The organism is Streptomyces pseudoechinosporeus, assembly GCF_054783935.1.
This window is the reverse complement of sequence record NZ_BAAGPS010000078.1, coordinates 1-16,593: the sequence shown is the minus strand read 5'-3', so window position 1 is coordinate 16,593 and position 16,593 is coordinate 1. Positions and strand designations below refer to the sequence as shown.

15 protein-coding genes are annotated in these 16,593 nt (G+C 69.9%); 8 read left to right on the top strand and 7 right to left on the bottom strand.

From position 1 onward, the window contains the following. Positions 1–16: 16 nt before the first annotated feature. Both ACYVO6_RS43050 and ACYVO6_RS43045 read right to left on the bottom strand, forming a co-directional pair. Complete coding sequence (locus ACYVO6_RS43050; protein ID WP_461071323.1) at positions 17–511, bottom strand: GyrI-like domain-containing protein; 495 nt, start codon at positions 509–511, stop codon at positions 17–19. An 89-nt stretch (positions 512–600) separates the two neighbouring features. Beyond that, positions 601–1,260, bottom strand: a complete 660-nt coding sequence (locus ACYVO6_RS43045; protein ID WP_461071321.1) for a M15 family metallopeptidase — start codon at positions 1,258–1,260, stop codon at positions 601–603. 547 nt (positions 1,261–1,807) lie between these two features. Between ACYVO6_RS43045 and ACYVO6_RS43040 the strand changes: the two genes are divergently transcribed. After that, positions 1,808–3,127 (top strand): MFS transporter, encoded by a 1,320-nt coding sequence (locus ACYVO6_RS43040; protein WP_461071319.1) that lies wholly within the window; start codon positions 1,808–1,810, stop codon positions 3,125–3,127. Here ACYVO6_RS43040 and ACYVO6_RS43035 read toward each other — a convergent pair. Continuing rightward, positions 3,112–3,777, bottom strand: coding sequence for a GNAT family N-acetyltransferase (locus ACYVO6_RS43035; protein ID WP_461071317.1), 666 nt, complete (start codon positions 3,775–3,777; stop codon positions 3,112–3,114). The two genes, ACYVO6_RS43040 and ACYVO6_RS43035, sit on opposite strands and share 16 nt — an antisense overlap. Positions 3,778–3,956: 179 nt before the next feature. On the opposite strand from ACYVO6_RS43035, the gene lon reads away from it, so the two are divergent. Continuing rightward, on the top strand, positions 3,957–6,374 hold the full coding sequence (gene lon, locus ACYVO6_RS43030) for an endopeptidase La (protein ID WP_461071315.1): 2,418 nt from the start codon (positions 3,957–3,959) through the stop codon (positions 6,372–6,374). Positions 6,375–6,630: 256 nt separating this feature from the next. Continuing rightward, the gene (locus ACYVO6_RS43025; RefSeq protein WP_461071313.1) at positions 6,631–7,113 is read left to right on the top strand and encodes a MarR family winged helix-turn-helix transcriptional regulator; all 483 of its coding nucleotides are present in this window, start codon (positions 6,631–6,633) and stop codon (positions 7,111–7,113) included. 66 nt (positions 7,114–7,179) lie between these two features. On the opposite strand, the gene ACYVO6_RS43020 is transcribed toward ACYVO6_RS43025, so the two are convergent. Continuing rightward, the gene (locus ACYVO6_RS43020) at positions 7,180–7,965 is read right to left on the bottom strand and encodes a hypothetical protein (protein WP_461071311.1); all 786 of its coding nucleotides are present in this window, start codon (positions 7,963–7,965) and stop codon (positions 7,180–7,182) included. A gap of 357 nt (positions 7,966–8,322) precedes the next feature. Here ACYVO6_RS43020 and ACYVO6_RS43015 point away from each other — a divergent pair, with 357 nt between their 5' ends. The 5 genes from ACYVO6_RS43015 to ACYVO6_RS42995 are packed head-to-tail and all read left to right on the top strand — an operon-like array spanning position 8,323 to position 14,090. Beyond that, entirely contained in the window at positions 8,323–11,232 is a 2,910-nt protein-coding gene (locus ACYVO6_RS43015; RefSeq protein ID WP_461071309.1) for a sensor histidine kinase, read from the top strand. Continuing rightward, on the top strand, positions 11,229–11,735 hold the full coding sequence (locus tag ACYVO6_RS43010; RefSeq protein ID WP_461071307.1) for a roadblock/LC7 domain-containing protein: 507 nt from the start codon (positions 11,229–11,231) through the stop codon (positions 11,733–11,735). The genes ACYVO6_RS43015 and ACYVO6_RS43010 overlap by 4 nt, the downstream gene beginning before the upstream one ends. Positions 11,736–11,755: 20 nt before the next feature. Beyond that, entirely contained in the window at positions 11,756–12,142 is a 387-nt protein-coding gene (locus tag ACYVO6_RS43005; RefSeq protein ID WP_461071515.1) for a DUF742 domain-containing protein, read from the top strand. After that, positions 12,123–12,761, top strand: coding sequence for a GTP-binding protein (locus ACYVO6_RS43000; RefSeq protein WP_461071305.1), 639 nt, complete (start codon positions 12,123–12,125; stop codon positions 12,759–12,761). Before ACYVO6_RS43005 ends, ACYVO6_RS43000 begins: the two co-directional genes overlap by 20 nt. 48 nt (positions 12,762–12,809) lie before the next feature. Further along, on the top strand, positions 12,810–14,090 hold the full coding sequence (locus ACYVO6_RS42995; protein ID WP_461071303.1) for a styrene monooxygenase/indole monooxygenase family protein: 1,281 nt from the start codon (positions 12,810–12,812) through the stop codon (positions 14,088–14,090). Here the strand turns inward: ACYVO6_RS42995 and ACYVO6_RS42990 are convergent. From ACYVO6_RS42990 to ACYVO6_RS42980, 3 genes are all read right to left on the bottom strand, one after another. Further along, positions 14,087–15,217, bottom strand: coding sequence for a C40 family peptidase (locus tag ACYVO6_RS42990; RefSeq protein ID WP_461071301.1), 1,131 nt, complete (start codon positions 15,215–15,217; stop codon positions 14,087–14,089). The genes ACYVO6_RS42995 and ACYVO6_RS42990 overlap by 4 nt on opposite strands. 101 nt (positions 15,218–15,318) lie before the next feature. Continuing rightward, entirely contained in the window at positions 15,319–15,633 is a 315-nt protein-coding gene (locus ACYVO6_RS42985; RefSeq protein ID WP_461071299.1) for a hypothetical protein, read from the bottom strand. Between the two features lie 10 nt (positions 15,634–15,643). Beyond that, a complete protein-coding gene (locus ACYVO6_RS42980; RefSeq protein ID WP_461071297.1) occupies positions 15,644–16,363 on the bottom strand; it encodes a TetR/AcrR family transcriptional regulator in 720 nt (239 codons plus the stop codon). Positions 16,364–16,593: the final 230 nt, after the last annotated feature.

The following is a 16,593-nucleotide window of genomic DNA, read 5'->3' as shown; positions in this document are numbered from 1 at the left end:
CCCCGCATCAGGTCTGTCAGTCCGTCACTGGCCAGGAGAGTTCGGTACGCAGGTCACGCGGGTCAATGTCCGGAGAGGGCTTCGTTACGTATGTCTCCCACCTGTCCTCTCCGGCGGACAGCCCCCGCTCCCGCATCCAGGAGAGCAGCCGGTCCCAGGAGGCCCCGAGACCGTCGAACGACCCGAAGTGCGTCAGCCGCGCGACCCGGCCACCGGGAAGCGAACCGACCACGACCCCGGCCTCCGGCCGCACCGCCCGATCCGTAACGAACCCAACCTCAAGATCCAAAGTCTCCTCCGGCGACCCGTGGTAAAGGCCGAAGGCCGGACTCAGTACGGTGATCCGCTGCGCCTCGATGGTCCGGGCCAGGACACCGAAGGAAGCATCGAAGAAGTCGCGCAGGTCGACCATTGGAACGACGCCACGGACAACCGCTGTCGTCGCCGGGTCCAGATGCACAAGTTCCGGCTCCGAGGCACTGGCCTTGCTATCAGATACACGCCCGCTCATACCGCTCCCATCCATGGTTCCAGGGCTCCTCAGGACGTGTAGACCTGACGTGCGCCGAGAACTCATCGCCCTGCCTTCAACGGCGAGCCTCAGCCAAGTTCCCGTGGCCCGTAGACGGCATGGTCGGCACCAGTAGCAAGTGCCCAGTAGCGATCGCCGTATGACCAATGCCACCACTCGGTTGGGTAGTTGACGAGGCCCACCGCGGTCAGGGCCTCGGTGAGGATCTGCCGGTTGGCTCGCGCTTCTGGGCCGATGTTGGGGGCGGCGGTGTAGCAGGCGCCATCGCTCTCCTCCGGGTTGGCGTTCACCCGTGTTCCCATGTCGAGTTCCTGGCCGTCGGCGGCTATGAGGGTGAGGTCGACGGCGGCGCCGGCGCTGTGCGGGGCGATCTCCGGTGGAGACACGTATCGGCTTGCGGCAGCGCGGAGTTGTTCCGGAGTCCAGTCGGGGTTGTTGATCCGAAGCTCGTCGGCGTACCCCTCGAAGTACGAACGCTGCAGCGAGGGCGGCCGGTACCCCTCGACGAACAGCAGACGGATGCCCTCCGGCAGCAGCCTTTGTGCGTCGAGGAGCCGAGTCAGAACCCCTTCCCGCAGGTGAGCGAAAGCCCCTGAGGCATCATTTCTGCGAGCGTCGATGCCGATGAGGAAAGGATCGTGGAGCCGGACATCGAGGAGCGGTTCGCCGCAGTCCACCACGGGTATGGCTGCGATCTTCGGATCTGACATCAAAACGATCTCGAGCATGCGCCCGATCATGGCGTAACGACTCTCGGCGTCAGCCCACCCCACCCGTGCCTGCTGGCAATGCCGTCGGCCACGTCGCCGGAGCCGAACTCAGCGATGCCCCGCCGCGCCCGATCAGGTCTGGTCCGACGTCACGCGTCTCGGTCGGCTTCCTGAGCCGTACGCTCCAGTCGGTTTCGATGGCTCTCCCACCATGCCGAGTCGCCCGGCGCCATGCTGTCGTTGCCCTTGTTCATTCCCACGGCGCCGTCCAGGAGTTCTTCTCCGAACTACCGGTTCAGCCTGCTTGGTTTGCGCGAGAGGCGAACGAGGCCGCCTTTCGCGTCGGGCGGCCGACGGCTAGGGTTTGGGCGCAGCGAGTCACCCCCGAGGAGCTAAGACATGCCCGGTTTTCCGAGCGCGCGTTGACGTTGTAGGCCGTGATCGGCCTGTCATCGCGTGCTGCCCTTGATGTTGCGGCACAGCGAGCCTTCACCTGCCTGAATCGCAGGAGCACCTGGTGTGCACCGGGTGATGGGCCTCGTCGTCGGCAATCCAAGGGATCTTCGTGCCGTCCACTTCCTCCGCTGTATCCGATTCCAGTCGATCTGTTCCGCCAAGTCTGTGGCGGGATCGCGACTTCCGCAGGCTCTGGGTGGGTCAGACAGCTTCCCAACTCGGCGAACACACCACTCTGATCGTTCTCCCGCTCTTCGCCGTCCTGACGCTCAACGCCGGCGCCGGTGAGTTGGGCGTCCTCCGCGCGGTGGGGCAGGCGCCGCTCCTGTTGCTCTCGCTCTTCGTCGGCGCGTGGGTGGACCGGTGGCGGACCCGCACGGTGATGGTGGTGACGGACGCCGGCCGGACCCTGGTACTGGGCGCCGCCGCCGTGGCCGGTCTCCTCGGTTGGCTCGGTCTGCCCGCACTGCTCGTGGTCGCCTTCGCCGTCGGGGCGCTGTCCGTGTTCTTCGACGTGGCCTATCAGGCGTCTCTCGTACGACTGGTGAAACGCGATCAGTTGCTGCAGGGCAACAGCGCGCTCGAGGGCAGCCGGTCCGCGGCGCAGATCGGCGGGCCCGCCCTCGGCGGTGCGTTGGTGTCACTGCTGTCGGCGCCGATCGCTGCTGCCTCCAGCGCGGTGTTTTTCGCGCTGTCGTTCCTGTCGATCCGGCGGATCCGTCGGACCGAAGCAATCCCGGAACGCTCGGAACGTCCCCCTCGGGTATGGCGACGGATCCATGAGGGCCTCCGCTTTGTCGTCAGCGATACCTCGCTGCGGACCGTGTGCCTCGCCTCGGCGGCCTTCCAGTTCTCCTTCGCGGCCATGATGACCGTCTATCTGCTCTTCCTGCCGCGGGAACTGCACTTGTCCGGCACCACCGTCGGGCTGGCGCTTGCGGCGATGGGGCCGGGCGCGCTGCTGGGCTCGATGCTGGCCGCTCGCCTGCCGAGCCGGTTCGGTTACGGCAGAGTGCTCGTGTCCGCGGCGGCACTCGGCGACGGCGTGTTCGTGTGTGTGCCCGCGCTGCACAGCTCCTCGGCGGTGACGGTTTCCGCGCTCCTGGCGATCAGCTTCGTGTTCGGGACCGCTGGTCAGTTGGTGAATGTCACGGTCATGGCGGTGCGGCAGGCCGTCACTCCGGACGGGATGCAGGGCCGCGCGGCCGCGACGATCATGTTTGTCGGCATGGGGATGGCCCCGCTCGGCTCCCTGCTCGGCGGGTTTCTCGCGGAGGAGTGGGGGCTGCGTACCGGCCTCCTGGTGACGGCCGCGGGCATGATGCTGTCCCCAGCGGTGATGGCTTTGTCCCCGCTCGCACGCCTGGGACGGGCGCTTCCGGCCTCGCACGACGCGCCGCCGACGGCCTCTCACTACTCCGCCCGGTGAGAGCCTGCCCCCGTGAACCTCGCGCTCGTCAGCGGCGCCACCACCTTCCACCCCAGCGACTCGTACAGCGCCCGCCCCTCCGGCGTGCCGCCCAGGACGCCGGTTTCCGCGCCCTGGGCCAGCGCTGCCCGCGCGAGTGTCCCCATGACCAGGCGGCCCAGGCCCTTGCGCCGATGCGCAGGAGCCGTCTCGATCTGGTCCGCGACCGCCGTCGTGCCCGTCGGGGCGATCTTGCCGTGCGCGGCCCATGAGCCGTCCGTCGCCGTGACGAGGGCTCGGATGACGCCGCCGCGGGACCAGGTGCGCAGGTGGTAGCCGTCCGGTACCGGTGGAGCGGGGGTGTCGGCGGTCAGCGGGGCCGACATCAGGAAGCCCGGTACCGGGTCCACCCACCAGTCGTCACCCAGCCAGGGGCCGACGACGGACGGGTCCGCGAAGACCTTGAGCCACACGCCCGCTCCGGTCACCCCGGATGCCACTTTCCGGACCACCGCCTCCTCGACGGCCTCGTTCGTCGCGGCGAGGAGATGTCGGGTGACGTGCTCCGGCAGGCCCACGTCGACCGTGTATCCCCAGGGCTCGACCACGGGCGGCGCCGCCCCGCGAGAGACGACCCACCCGTCCACCCAGGCCCGCACTGTACGGTCCATCCCGTCCCCCTGTAATGGCCATTAGCTGGCCACAGTTATTACCTGAAGACGGTACGCGTCGCCCCGCCGTCCCCAACAGCTGTGATCGCTGACAGCGAACGGCCGCCGAGGCGGGGAACATTCGGCGGCTTCTATGCATTGAGCCTGCATAACTCAACTTGACTGCCAAAGGGGAGATCATGGCTTCGACGTCCACACCGCTCACCCTGCCCGTGCTGCCGCTCGACGAAGAGGTCGTGCTGCCCGGGATGGTGGTGCCCCTGGACCTGAACGACGCCGATGTACGAGCGGCGGTGGAGGCCGCGCAGGCCGCCGCGCGTTCCAGTGGGAGCAGCAAGCCGAAGGTGCTGCTTGTTCCACGCATCGACGGGACATACGCGAGTACGGGTGTGCTCGGGACTGTCGAGCAGGTCGGCCGGCTGGCCGACGGTGACCCGGGCGCGCTGATCCGCGGGCGTGGGCGGGTGAAGATCGGGGCCGGCACCACCGGGCCCGGAGCCGCGCTGTGGGTCGAGGGGACCCGGGTGGACGAGAGCGTGCCCGACCCGCTGCCGGGTCAGGCCGCCGACCTCGTCAAGGAGTACAAGGCCCTCGCCACCAGCTGGCTGCGCAAGCGCGGCGCCTGGCAGGTGGTCGACCGGGTGCAGGCGATCGATGACGTGTCCGCCCTGGCCGACAACTCCGGGTACTCGCCCTTCCTCTCCACCGAGCAGAAGGTGGAGCTGCTGGAGACCGCCGACCCCGTCGCCCGGCTGAAGCTCGCCACCGAGCAGCTCCGCGAGCACCTCGCCGAGCAGGACGTCGCCGAGTCCATCGCCAAGGACGTACAGGAAGGTGTCGACAAGCAGCAGCGCGAGTTCCTGCTGCGGAGGCAGCTCGAAGCCGTACGCAAGGAGTTGCGCGAGCTGAACGGCGAGCAGGACGGCGAGGAGTCCGACGACTACCGGGCCCGCGTCGAGGCCGCCGACCTTCCCGAGAAGGTCCGCGAGGCCGCCCTCAAGGAGGTCGACAAGCTGGAGCGGTCGAGCGACCAGTCGCCGGAAGGGTCGTGGATCCGGACCTGGCTCGACACCGTGCTCGAACTCCCGTGGAGCGAGCGCACGGAGGACTCGTACGACATCCAGGGCGCCCAAGCCATCCTCGACGCCGAGCACGCCGGACTGGAAGACGTGAAGGAGCGCATCACCGAGTACCTGGCCGTGCGCAAGCGCCGCCTGGAGCGAGGGCTGGGAGTCGTCGGCGGGCGCCGTGGCGGTGCCGTGCTCGCGCTCGTCGGGCCGCCCGGTGTCGGCAAGACCAGCCTCGGCGAGTCCGTCGCGCACGCGATGGGGCGGAAATTCGTACGGGTCGCCCTCGGCGGCGTACGCGACGAGGCCGAGATCCGCGGTCACCGGCGTACATACGTGGGCGCGCTGCCCGGTCGTATCGTCCGCGCCATCAAGGAGGCCGGGTCCATGAACCCGGTCGTGCTCCTGGACGAGATCGACAAGGTGGGCTCCGACTTCCGGGGCGACCCGGCCGCCGCCCTGCTCGAAGTCCTCGACCCCGCCCAGAACCACACCTTCCGCGACCACTACCTGGAGGTCGAACTCGACCTGAGCGACGTGGTGTTCCTGGCCACGGCCAACGTCCTGGAAGCCATTCCGGAGGCGCTGCTCGACCGCATGGAGCTGGTGCGGCTCGACGGCTACACCGAGGACGAGAAGGTCGTCATCGCCCGCGACCACCTGCTGCCGCGGCAGTTGGAGAGGGCCGGTCTCGAGAAGGCCGAGGTCACCCTCGACGAGAGCGCGTTGCGCAAGCTCGCCGGTGAGTACACGCGGGAAGCGGGTGTACGGAACCTGGAGCGGGCCATCGCACGACTGCTCCGCAAGGTCGCCGCTCAGCACGAACTCGGCGAGCGGAAGCTGCCGTTCACGGTCGGCGAGGGCGATCTGCGTGAGCTGATCGGCCGGCCGCACCATGTGCCCGAGTCCGCCCAGGACCCGGCCGAGCGCCGTACGGCCGTCCCCGGTGTCGCCACCGGGCTCGCGGTCACCGGTGCGGGTGGTGACGTGCTCTACGTGGAGGCGTCGCTGGCCGATCCGGAGACGGGAGCCGCCGGTCTGACCCTCACGGGCCAGCTGGGCGACGTGATGAAGGAGTCCGCGAAGATCGCGCTCTCCTTCCTCCGCTCGCACGGCGCCGAACTCGAGCTGCCCGTGGCCGACTTGAAGGACCGGGGCGTGCACATCCACTTCCCGGCGGGCGCGGTCCCCAAGGACGGACCGAGCGCGGGCGTCACGATGACGACGGCTCTCGCCTCGCTGCTGAGCGGACGGCTCGTGCGTACGGATGTGGCGATGACCGGTGAGGTCTCGCTGACCGGGCGGGTGCTGCCCATCGGCGGCGTCAAGCAGAAGCTGCTGGCCGCGCATCGGGCCGGTGTCACCACCGTCATCATCCCGAAGCGCAACGAGCCCGACCTGGACGATGTGCCCGCCGAGGTTCTGGGGAAGCTCGACGTCCACGCCGTCACGGACGTCCGCCAGGTGCTGGAGCTGGCGCTGTCCCCGGCGACGAACGGCGCGGCTCCGGAGGTTCCGGTGGCGGCGTGACGGACGCCATCGGGAATGAAGACCCGGTCCCCTCGCGGGGGCCGGGTCTTCGCCATACGGCCGGACGCGGTGAGGGGTGGGTTTTGGGTTCGTTGCCGGGTGCGGGTTCGTTGTGGTTGCTCGCGCAGTTCCCCGCGCCCCTAAAAACCTGCGCCTCCCCGTGCCCTGAGCTGCTCCTCGGAAATAGCCCCGGAGCTGCGGGAATGACTAAGCTTCGGCCAACTTTCAGGATCGGGAAGCAGAGTCAGGGGCCGATGTGGGCGAGGGCGGAAACGGTGAGGAACAGCCGTTGCGGTCAGGACAGGGTGTGGATCAGGAATTCCTGGCCCTGGAGCGGGAGTTGACCGTTCTCCTGCGGCGCGCTCGGGCCTCCTCCGGTGAGATGGCCCGGGAGGTCCACCCCGATCTGGAGTCCGCCGCGTACGGACTGCTCGCACGCCTGGATGAGCGCAGCGGTCAGCGGGCCACCGAGCTTGCCGCCTTCATCGGCGTCGGCAAGGCCACCATGTCCCGGCAGCTGAGGGCCCTCGAAGAGCTGGGTCTCATCGCCCGCGAGCCCGACCCCGCCGACGGCCGCGCCTGGCTCGTCCACCTCACGGAGGAGGGGCGGGCCAGGTTCCGTACGGTCCGGGATGCGCGGCGGGCGCGATACGTACGGCAGCTCTCCAACTGGGACCGCAAGGAGGTGGCCGAACTGGCCCGGCTGCTGAACCAGTTGAACCGGAGAAGCGAGGGCTGACCTCCGGGGGAGTACGGGTGGAAACCGCGCGCCGGGCTGTAACCCCCACGCTCGAACTGGGCGCCGTCACAACTCCACGTACACCACCGTCGCGTCATCATGCGTCTTGCTCCGCCCCAGGAACTCCCGCCCCGTATCGGCCCGTTCCAGCGCCCGCACCCGGTCGACGAGAGCCTGGCCGCCCTCCTTGCGTACCAGCGTGACGAGGTCGGCCCAGTCGCCCTGGTGGAACTTGTCCACCCAGCGTGTGGCGCCGTCCGTCAGGGCGGTGAGCGTGCGGACGTCGGCGCGCGGGAGCGTGCCGGTCACCGCGCGTGCCGCCACCGAGGGGTCCGCGGCGGCCGTGAAGAAGCCGCCCTCCTTGTTGCGGATCGTCGCGTCGGTGATCGCGTGTGTGGCCAGGGAGGCGCGGGGGACGCGGGAGAGGCGGTCGTCGAGGAGCGGGGTGACCGTGCCGGAGGGGGACTCGGCGAGGAGGGCGGAGTCGGACAGGACCAGGTATTCGACCTCGTGCGCGGACCAGCGGGCGAGGACCACAGTGGCCTGAGGGGTTCGTGGGTGAGAAAGGTCACATGTGGTGCGATGGGCGTCCGCGGTTCGTGAGATGGCCTGGCCCAGCACCTCGGCGAGGGGCAGATCTCGGCGTGAAGCGGACAGTTCGCCCAGCGCTCCGCCGAGCCGCGCCGTGAACCAGGGGACCGAATGCACACAGCCCACCTCGGTCGCCGGCGGAGTCACTCCGTCAAGCACGACAAGCGAACCGCCCTGACCGGAGGCCGGGAGTCCGGCCGCCGCGTAGTCCTCGTTCGGGCGGGCGGGATCACCAGGGACCGAGATCAGTTCCGTACGCATTCGGCCAGTCTGCACGAGCCCTTCACAAGCTTCGTCAAAGGCTGGCAATCGTCGCCGAATTGGCGCGGAGTGGCAGGTCACACGCCTGAAATGAGGCGGAATAATCGGCTCCGCCGGAGCGCGGCGGCGCATCTTGCCACCGGCCGCTGTGGGAGTCCAACCGGCCCGCCGCGCAAGGTCGCTGCACGGGCCAGAGGAACTTGCCCACCCCTGCCCCGCCGAGGTTCACTCCTTTGGGTGGCGGGTCAGGCGATGCGCGGCCACTGCTCACCGGCACTGGGAGGGTCGGAAGCCGTAACGGTGACGACACGTTTGTTTACTGGTCGTCACCCGGGCCCATGGGTACACGAGTCAAGAATGCGAGCATCGGTGCAGAAGATGCGGCCTCGGCGCAAAGGCAGTCAGACGGCCTCGAGCGAGGCCTCCGGGCGCCCGCCGGGCTCCCCGGCGCGAGAGCCCAGTCACCCCGACCCCGCAGGAAAAGGCCGCCCCGCCCACGTACGCACCCGGCTGATCGTCGCCGTCGCCGTCGTGGCCGCCGCGATCGCCGGAGCCGGTACCCCCTCCGTCGTCACCGCCTCGAGCGACCTGAACGACTCCCAGAACCTGGTCACGCTCGCCGATCACACCAAGGACGCGCTGACCCTCGCCCACGCGCTCGCCGACGAACGCGACGAGGTCACCTCCTACATCGCGGCCGGCCGCCCCGACGGCGAGGGCCCCTCCGAGCGGCACAGTGCCCGCGTCGACCGGCAGGTCGACGAGCTGAGCACCGAGGAGGCGCCCGCCGAACTGCGCAAGGACCTCGACGAGATCGCTTCCGTACGCAGAGCAGCGCTCACCGGCGAGAGCACCGCTCTCGAAGCGCATCGGGCGTACTCCACCGCCATCACCGAACTCCACGGTCTCGCCGAGGATCTGGCCGAGCAGCTGCCGCCCCGCGCGGGCGCCGGCGCGCACGCGCTCGCCGACCTCGACACCGCCGTCCAGCAGGCCGCCGCCACCCGTGGACTGCTCCTCGCCGCGCTGAACGTGCCCACCAGGACCGAGACCGTCACCGACCCGATCACCGGCGAGACCAGCAGGGAGACCACGTCTTCCGCGGCCGACACCAGGACGCGCAACGCCCTCAGCGCCGCAGCCCAGCAGGCGAACGTCCGCGAGCAGGCCGCGCTCGCCGACTTCCACGACGCCGCGCCGAACACCGACAGCGCCTCGTACTACTCCACGGTGACCGGCCCTGACGTCACCTCCGCCGAGAAGTACCTCGCGACCCTCGTCGACCGGGCGACCCTCTCCGAGTCCGAACTCGGCACCAACACCGAGAAGCTGGACGCCGCGCTCTCCGCCCGCGTCGAGTCGATGCGTGGCATCGAGGCGTCCCTCAACAGCCAACGGGCCAAGGATCTCGCCCAGTTGCGCGACGACGACGTCACCGCGTTGGAGATCCGTATCGCGCTCCTCGGCTTCCTGATGCTGGTCGCCGTCGGCGTCTCCACGGCCATGGCCCGTACGCTGACCCGCCCGCTGGCCGTGCTCCGCCTCGGCTCGGCCCGCCTCGCCGCCGCCCCGGCCGCCGAGGAGCCGGTGAAGTTCACCGGCCGCAACGACGAGTTCGCCCAGGTTGTACGCTCCGTCAACGCCCTGCACGCGCACGCCGTCGCGCTCCAGGAGCGGCTGACGAGCCTGGAGGGCGACCGCAAGCACCTCATCGGCCAACGGCAGCACATGGCCGACGAGCGCGACAAACTGCGTGGCGAACTCGCCGAGGCCGCCGCCCACTTGGCGCAGGTACGGCAGAGCATCCACGGCACCTTCGTCAACCTCTCGCTGCGCACCCTCGGCCTCGTCGAGCGGCAGCTCTCCGTCATCGAGCAGCTCGAGGAGCGCGAGCAGGACCCCGACCGGCTCGGCACGCTCTTCCGCCTCGACCACTTCGCCACCGTCATGCGCCGCCACAGCGAGAACCTGCTGGTCCTCGCGGGCGCCGAACACGGCCACCAGCACCCCGAGCCGGTCCCGCTCGTCGATGTCGTACGCGCCGCCGTCAGCGAGATCGAGCGCTACGAGCGGGTACGGATCGCCGCGCTGCCGCCGCATGCGCACCTCGCCGGGTTCGCGGCGGACGACATCAGCCACCTGGTGGCCGAACTCATGGAGAACGCCACATCGTTCTCGCCGCCCGACATCCCCGTCGAGGTCTCCGGCTGGCTCCTGGAGAGCGGCGAGGTCATGCTCTCCGTCCAGGACGAGGGCATCGGCATGACCGCCGACCGGCTCGACCAGCTCAACGCCCGCCTCTCGGACTTCGACCCCGAGGACGCCTACGACCAGGAGGACGGCGAGGGTCTCGGGCTCGGCCTGTACGTGGTGGCGCGGCTCGCCCACCGGCACGGCGTACGGGTACGGCTGCGCGAGCAGAAGCAGGGCGGCATCGCGGCGGTCGTGGTCCTGCCCAAGTCGCTGCTCGCCGCCGCACCGGTCATAGCGGTCCCGTCGGCGACCCACCCGGCGGTCGGCAGCGCCAGCTCGCTGTCGTTCCCCGGCGCCGACTCCGAGGCCAACTCCAATGTGCTGCACGGCCGTTCGAGCGGGTCGAGCCGGGATCCGCTGATCGCGGCGGCGGAGGAGACGGTACAGGAGGAGACCGGCGCAGGCGCCGATTCCGACACCGGCGCCGAGGAAGTCGTACGCGACGACGCGGCGTCCTTCGCGCCCTCCGCACCGGAGGCCGAGCCCACGCCCGCAGAGTCCGCTCGGCACGCTCAGCCCGCCGAGGCGCCAGAGTCCCCGGAGCCCGCCGAGCCACCCGAGCCTTCCGGGCCCGAGACCACCATGGCCCTCATCGCCATCCCCGCGCAGGCCTCCAACCCCGACCCGTACGCCATCGGCCCCGACTCCCACGAGCGAGTCCCCGACGAGCGTGTCGTGGACGAGCGGCGCACGGACGAGCGAGTCGCGGACGAGCCGGAGCACGTCACCGACAAGGGCCTGCCCAAGCGGACGCCCAAGATCAACGCGCCCGCACCGGCGGCCAGGCCACGCGCGGCCTCCGTGGACGCCGAGGCGCTGCGCCGCAGGCTGGGCGGGTTCCACCGGGGCGCGATCGAGGGCCGCCGGGACGTCGAGGCGGAACTCGCCGAGCAGACAGCGCCCACAGCAGAGCGCGAGCGCGCAACAGAACCCGCAGCGGAACGCGCAGCACAAGTCGTGGAAACCGAGGGGGACACAGTTCAGGGGGACACAGTCGAGGAGGCAAGCAGTTGACAGCGCCGAGTACCTTCGGACTGAGCAATGAGGCCCGCAATCTGCACTGGCTGCTGACGAACCTCGTCGAGGAGGTGCCGGGCATCCTGTCGGTCGCGGTGGTCTCCTCCGACGGTCTGCTGCTGCTCTCCTCCGACCCCGGGAGAAACGCGGAGGCCGTCGCCGTGGCGGGCACGGCCAGGCCCACCGGCCCCAGGGGCTCCTCCGCCGACCTCGCCACCGTCGTCTCCGGCATCGGCAGCCTCACCATCGGCGCCGCCAGGCTGATGGACTCCGGCCGCGTCAAGCAGACCATGGTCGCGATGGAGGAGGGCAGCCTCTTCGTCATGTCGATCAGCGACGGCTCGCTGCTCGGTGTGCACGGCGCGCCGGACTGCGACATGAGCGTCGTCGCGTACCACATGGCGCTCTTCGTGGGCCGCGCCGGGCACGTCCTGACCCCCGAACTCCGCAGCGAGCTGCGCCAGTCGATAGAGGACGCGTCGATAGGGAGCACCCAGTGAGCAAGGCCCCCAAGCTTCCGATGCGAGGTGCCGACCGGAAACCGGCCCGCGTACGCCCGTACTCGCTCACCGGCGGCCGTACGCGCTTCGGGCACGTACTGCTCGTCGAGACCTTCGTGGCGAGCACCGCCGCGCTCGAAGCCCCCGAGGAGCGCCGGGAGTTGACGAACGGCTCACTCAACACCCGTGTGATGCCCGAGATGCGGGCCATCGTCGAACTCTGCCGCCGGATGCGCACGGTGGCCGAGATCGCCGCGCTGCTGAAGATGCCGCTCGGCGTGGTCCGCGTACTCATCAGCGATCTGGCGGACCAGGGAAAGATCCGCGTGTACGGAACCGGTCACGGCCCGGGACAGCCGGACCGCGCACTGCTCGAAAGGGTGCTGAATGGACTCCGCCGTCTCTGAGGCCGTCGCCGAACCCATAGCCGTCCCGGACGCGGACGAGAACCTCCAGGCCTGGCAGACGGACCCGACGCGTGCCCCGATCGCCACGAAGATCGTGGTGGCGGGCGGCTTCGGCGTCGGCAAGACCACGCTCGTCGGCGCCGTCTCGGAGATCACGCCCCTCGAGACCGAGGCGCTGATGACCGAGGCGAGCGAGGACACCGACGACCTCAGTGCGACTCCCGAGAAGCTCACGACGACCGTGGCCATGGACTTCGGCCGCATCACGCTCGACGACGACCTGGTGCTCTACCTCTTCGGCACACCGGGCCAGCAGCGGTTCTGGTTCATGTGGGACGACCTGGTACGCGGGGCGATCGGCGCGGTCGTCCTCGCAGACACCCGCCGCCTGAAGGACTGCTTCCCCGCGCTGGACTACTTCGAGAGCTGCGGACTGCCGTACGTCGTCGCCGTCAACCACTTCGACGGCACCGAGCGGTACGAGCCCGAAGACGTGCGCGAGGCCCTCACCGTGCCCGCACACATACCTGTCATGATCATGGACGCGCGCCGCCGGATCTCGGTGATCGAGACCCTGCTGGCCCTCGTCGGCCACGCGCTCGAAGTCAGCCCCGAGTAGTCGCCAGTAGTTCCAGGTCAGTAGTTCCAGGTAGGAGACAGGACCCGCATGCGGAAGATACTCGTCGTCGGAGCCGGTCAGTCCGGACTCCAGCTCGCCCTCGGACTCCAGTCGCACGGGTACGAGGTCACCCTGATGTCCAACCGGACGGCGGACGAGATCCGTACCGGCCGCGTCATGTCCACGCAGTGCATGTTCCACACGGCCCTGCAGCACGAGCGCGACTTCCAGCTGAACTTCTGGGAGTCCCAGGCCCCGAAGATCGAAGGACTCGGTGTCTCGGTCGCGGCCCCCGGCTCCCACGACCCGGGGCCGACGCAGCGCGCGATCGACTGGGTGGGCAGCCTCGACGGTTACGCGCAGTCCGTGGACCAGCGCGTGAAGATGGCCGGCTGGATGGAGACGTTCGCGCAACGTGGCGGCCAGCTCGTCATCCACGGCGCGGCGGTCTCCGACCTCGACTACTTCTCCCGTACGTACGACCTGGTGCTGGTGTCGGCGGGCAAGGGCGAGCTGGTCTCCATGTTCGGACGGGACGCCGCCCGCTCCCCGTACAGCGAGCCGCAGCGCACCCTGGCCGTCTCGTACGTCCACGGTTTGGGCCCCCGTCCCGAGCACCCCGACTACGAAGCCGTCCGCTGCAACCTGGTCCCCGGCGTCGGCGAACTCTTCGTCATGCCCTGCCTCACCACCTCCGGCCGGGCCGACATCCTCTTCTTCGAGGGCATACCCGGCGGCCCGCTCGACGTCTTCCAGGGCGTCAAGGACCCGGCCGAACACCTCTCCCTGACCCTGGAACTCATGGAGAAGTTCACGCCCTGGGAGTACGCGCGGGCCACCAAGGCCGAACTGACCGACGCGAACGGCACCCTCTCCGGCCGCTACGCCCCCACCGTCCGCAACCCCGTCGGCCGCCTCCCCGGCGGCGGACTGGTCCTGGGCGTCGCGGACGTCGTCGTGGCGAACGACCCGATCACCGGCCAGGGCTCCAACTCCGCCTCGAAATGCGCCGCTTCGTACCTGGACTCGATCCTCTCGCACGGTGATCAGCCCTTCGACGAGGCCTGGATGCGGGGGACCTTCGAGCGTTACTGGGACACCGCGCAGTACGTCACCAAGTGGACCAACGCGATGCTCGGCGCCCCGCCGGAGCACGTCCTGAACCTGATCGGCGCGGCGGGCCAGCTCCCACCGGTGGCCGACCGCTTCGCCAACGGCTTCAACGACCCGGCGGACTTCGAGAACTTCTTCTACGAGCCCGAGAAGACCGAGGCGTATCTGGCGTCGGTGGTGGGCGAGGCAGCCGCCGAAGGGGTTTCGCCCTCCTAACCCTCGCCCTCGTACCCCTCGTCGGATCCGTCCGTCGCGCCCGGGGGGAGCTTCGGTGGCGTGTACTGCCGCAGGGGCTCCCCGGCCGGGTTCGGGCGGACCGCGCCGAGGACGGGGTTGGCCGCGAGCGGTGAGACCTTGACCTTCGCGCCGGGCCGGGGTGCGTGGATCACCATGTCGTCGCCCAGATAGAGGGCGACGTGGGTGGCCTCGGGGAAGTAGACGACGAGGTCCCCGGGACGCAGCTCGCTCAGAGGCACCTTCTGGAGCTGGTCCCACTGCTCCTGGCTGGTACGGGGGATGGGCTGCCCGGCGTGTGCCCATGCCTGAGACGTCAGCCCCGAGCAGTCGTACGACTCCGGCCCCTCGGCGCCCCACTCGTACGGCTTGCCGATCTGCTCCACGGCGTACCGCAGCGCCGCCTCGCCCTTCCGCGAGGGCGGGCGCGCGCTGCTGCCGAGCGCGCCGGAGGCCACCAGCTCCTCCTGCGCCTCGGCGACCTCGGCCTTCTCCAGCTCAGCCAGTTCGGCGCGCTGGTCTGGGCTGAGGGAGGCGAGCAGTTCCTCGACGTCCTTCAGACGCTGCTGTACGGCGTCACGGTCCTTCTTCTGCCGTTCGGCGAGGGTGAGTTGGCCGTCGAGGGTCTTGCGGGCGGCGCGGGCGAGTTCGGCGGTCTTCTTCTCGCTCCCGGTCAGCCGGTTCACCGTCGCGGCCCGCTGCTTGGCGAGCTGCCGGATCACATGCTCCTGGTCGAGGGCGTGCTGCGGGTCGCGGGCGAGGAGGAGACGTACGTACGGGGAGATCTCGGTGCTGCTATGGTACTGCTGCCGGGCGAGCCGTGCGGCGGCGTTGCGGCTGTCGTGCAGGGAGAGCCGGGCCCTGGCGAGCCGCCGGTTCAGCTTCGCGACCTCGGCGCGCTGGTCGGTCAGCTTCTCCTCGGTGGCGTTGTAGGTCTCGGTGGCCTGCTCGGTTTCCCGGTAGTGGCGCTGAAGGTCTGTCAGCAGCTCGGCTACGGACCGTTCGCCGGGGTCGCCGGGCTCCGCGGCGGCTGCTGCGGGTACTGGCGAGAGAGCTGCGCCGGTCGCGATCGCCGCCGCACAGACCAGACGCAGAAGCCTTCCTGACACGTCACCACCTCCGGTACGGGGTGGCCCCTCCACCCCGTACCGCGAGCATCAGACGGCTGCGTCGCGCTCGCGCGAGCAGTGGTCGGTTCGGCTCAAGGGGGTCACTCGTCTGCGTCGTCGGGCTTGCCGCGCGGCGTGGCGGCTGGCTTGGTCTCCGGCTTGGACCACGGCCACTTGAGCTTGCCGCCCTTGTCGCCCTCGGGGTCGAACTCGTACTTCCACCCCGGGTGCAGAGCGAGCTTTCTGCCCTGCGCCGCCGGTACGCGCCGGTAGACCAGAACCGTCGGCGGACCGCCCGCCGCGTCCGGCACCGGAACCCGGTACACCTTCGGCGGGTGCCCGGTCATGCCGAGCAGCACCGGCAGTACGCGGCCGTCGAGAGGCCCGCCCACGAAGGGAGTGTCTTCGCTCTTCACGGGGCCAGTCTCACAAACGGGCGTCGCCGACCACGGGGAGCACCCTGCGGACCAGCTCGCCGAGCGGTCCCTCTGCGGTCTCCAGCGCGAGCGCGGCCCGTACGACGCCGGCGGTCTGCGGGTCGCGTCCGGCGGTCGCCACGAGACAGGCCACGAACTGCTCGACCAGCCAGTCGCGCAACTCGTCCAGCGGCGGTTCCTTCTCCTCGTCCAGCCAGATGAGCGAGGCGGCCTCGACGGCGGTGATCCACATCCGTACGGTCATCCGGAGCCGTGGCCCCGGCTCCTTCACGTCCAGGTGACTCAGGATGTGCTGGGCGGCGGCTCGTCGTACGCCGTCCACGATGGCTGTGGTCCGGGACGTTTCGATGACGCTGCCGCCCTGGAGGAGGGCGCTGAACCCCGCGTCGTGCTCGTCCACGAAGGCGAGATAGCGGTCGAGCGCGCGGGCCAGCCGTTGGGTCAGCGGGCCCTGAGGGGGTTCGGCGAAGCAGTGCTCCAGCTCTTCGGCGGCGGAGCGGAGGGCGGCCTCGTACAACTGCTGCTTGCCGCCTGGGAAGTACCGGTACACGAGCGGGCGTGACACTCCGGCGGCCTCCGCCACGTCGTCGAGCGACACGTCTTCCGGTGCGCGGTGGGCGAACAAGTCCAGCGCCGCGTTCAGTAGCTGGCCGCGGCGTTCTTCGACTGAGAGTCGGCGGTATGTGCGGGTGGGGACCTCGGAGGTCATATGGGTCAGGGTAGCCGGGTGCCTCCGGCGGTTGGGCGGCTGCGGGTTGGTTGTGGCTGGTCGCGCCGTTCCCCGCGGGGTGCCTCCGGCGGTTGGGTGGCTGCGGGTTGGTTGTGGCTGGTCGCGCCGTTCCCCGCGCCCCTTAGGTGCGTGGTGGGTCGGGGCCGTGGGCCGGTGCGTCAGCCCGTCGCAGGCCGGGCATACGACCCTGGCCTGGTACACGGTCCTGG

What these genes read in the sequence shown, in the direction of transcription:
- ACYVO6_RS43050 (WP_461071323.1), bottom strand. Translation starts at nt 511, where the DNA reads ATGAGCGGGCGTGTATCTGATAGCAAGGCCAGTGCCTCGGAGCCGGAA.
- ACYVO6_RS43045 (WP_461071321.1), bottom strand. Translation starts at nt 1,260, where the DNA reads ATGCTCGAGATCGTTTTGATGTCAGATCCGAAGATCGCAGCCATACCC.
- ACYVO6_RS43035 (WP_461071317.1), bottom strand. Translation starts at nt 3,777, where the DNA reads ATGGACCGTACAGTGCGGGCCTGGGTGGACGGGTGGGTCGTCTCTCGC.
- lon (WP_461071315.1), top strand. Translation starts at nt 3,957, where the DNA reads ATGGCTTCGACGTCCACACCGCTCACCCTGCCCGTGCTGCCGCTCGAC.
- ACYVO6_RS43020 (WP_461071311.1), bottom strand. Translation starts at nt 7,965, where the DNA reads ATGCGTACGGAACTGATCTCGGTCCCTGGTGATCCCGCCCGCCCGAAC.
- ACYVO6_RS43015 (WP_461071309.1), top strand. Translation starts at nt 8,323, where the DNA reads ATGCGAGCATCGGTGCAGAAGATGCGGCCTCGGCGCAAAGGCAGTCAG.
- ACYVO6_RS43005 (WP_461071515.1), top strand. Translation starts at nt 11,756, where the DNA reads ATGCGAGGTGCCGACCGGAAACCGGCCCGCGTACGCCCGTACTCGCTC.
- ACYVO6_RS43000 (WP_461071305.1), top strand. Translation starts at nt 12,123, where the DNA reads ATGGACTCCGCCGTCTCTGAGGCCGTCGCCGAACCCATAGCCGTCCCG.
- ACYVO6_RS42995 (WP_461071303.1), top strand. Translation starts at nt 12,810, where the DNA reads ATGCGGAAGATACTCGTCGTCGGAGCCGGTCAGTCCGGACTCCAGCTC.
- ACYVO6_RS42980 (WP_461071297.1), bottom strand. Translation starts at nt 16,363, where the DNA reads ATGACCTCCGAGGTCCCCACCCGCACATACCGCCGACTCTCAGTCGAA.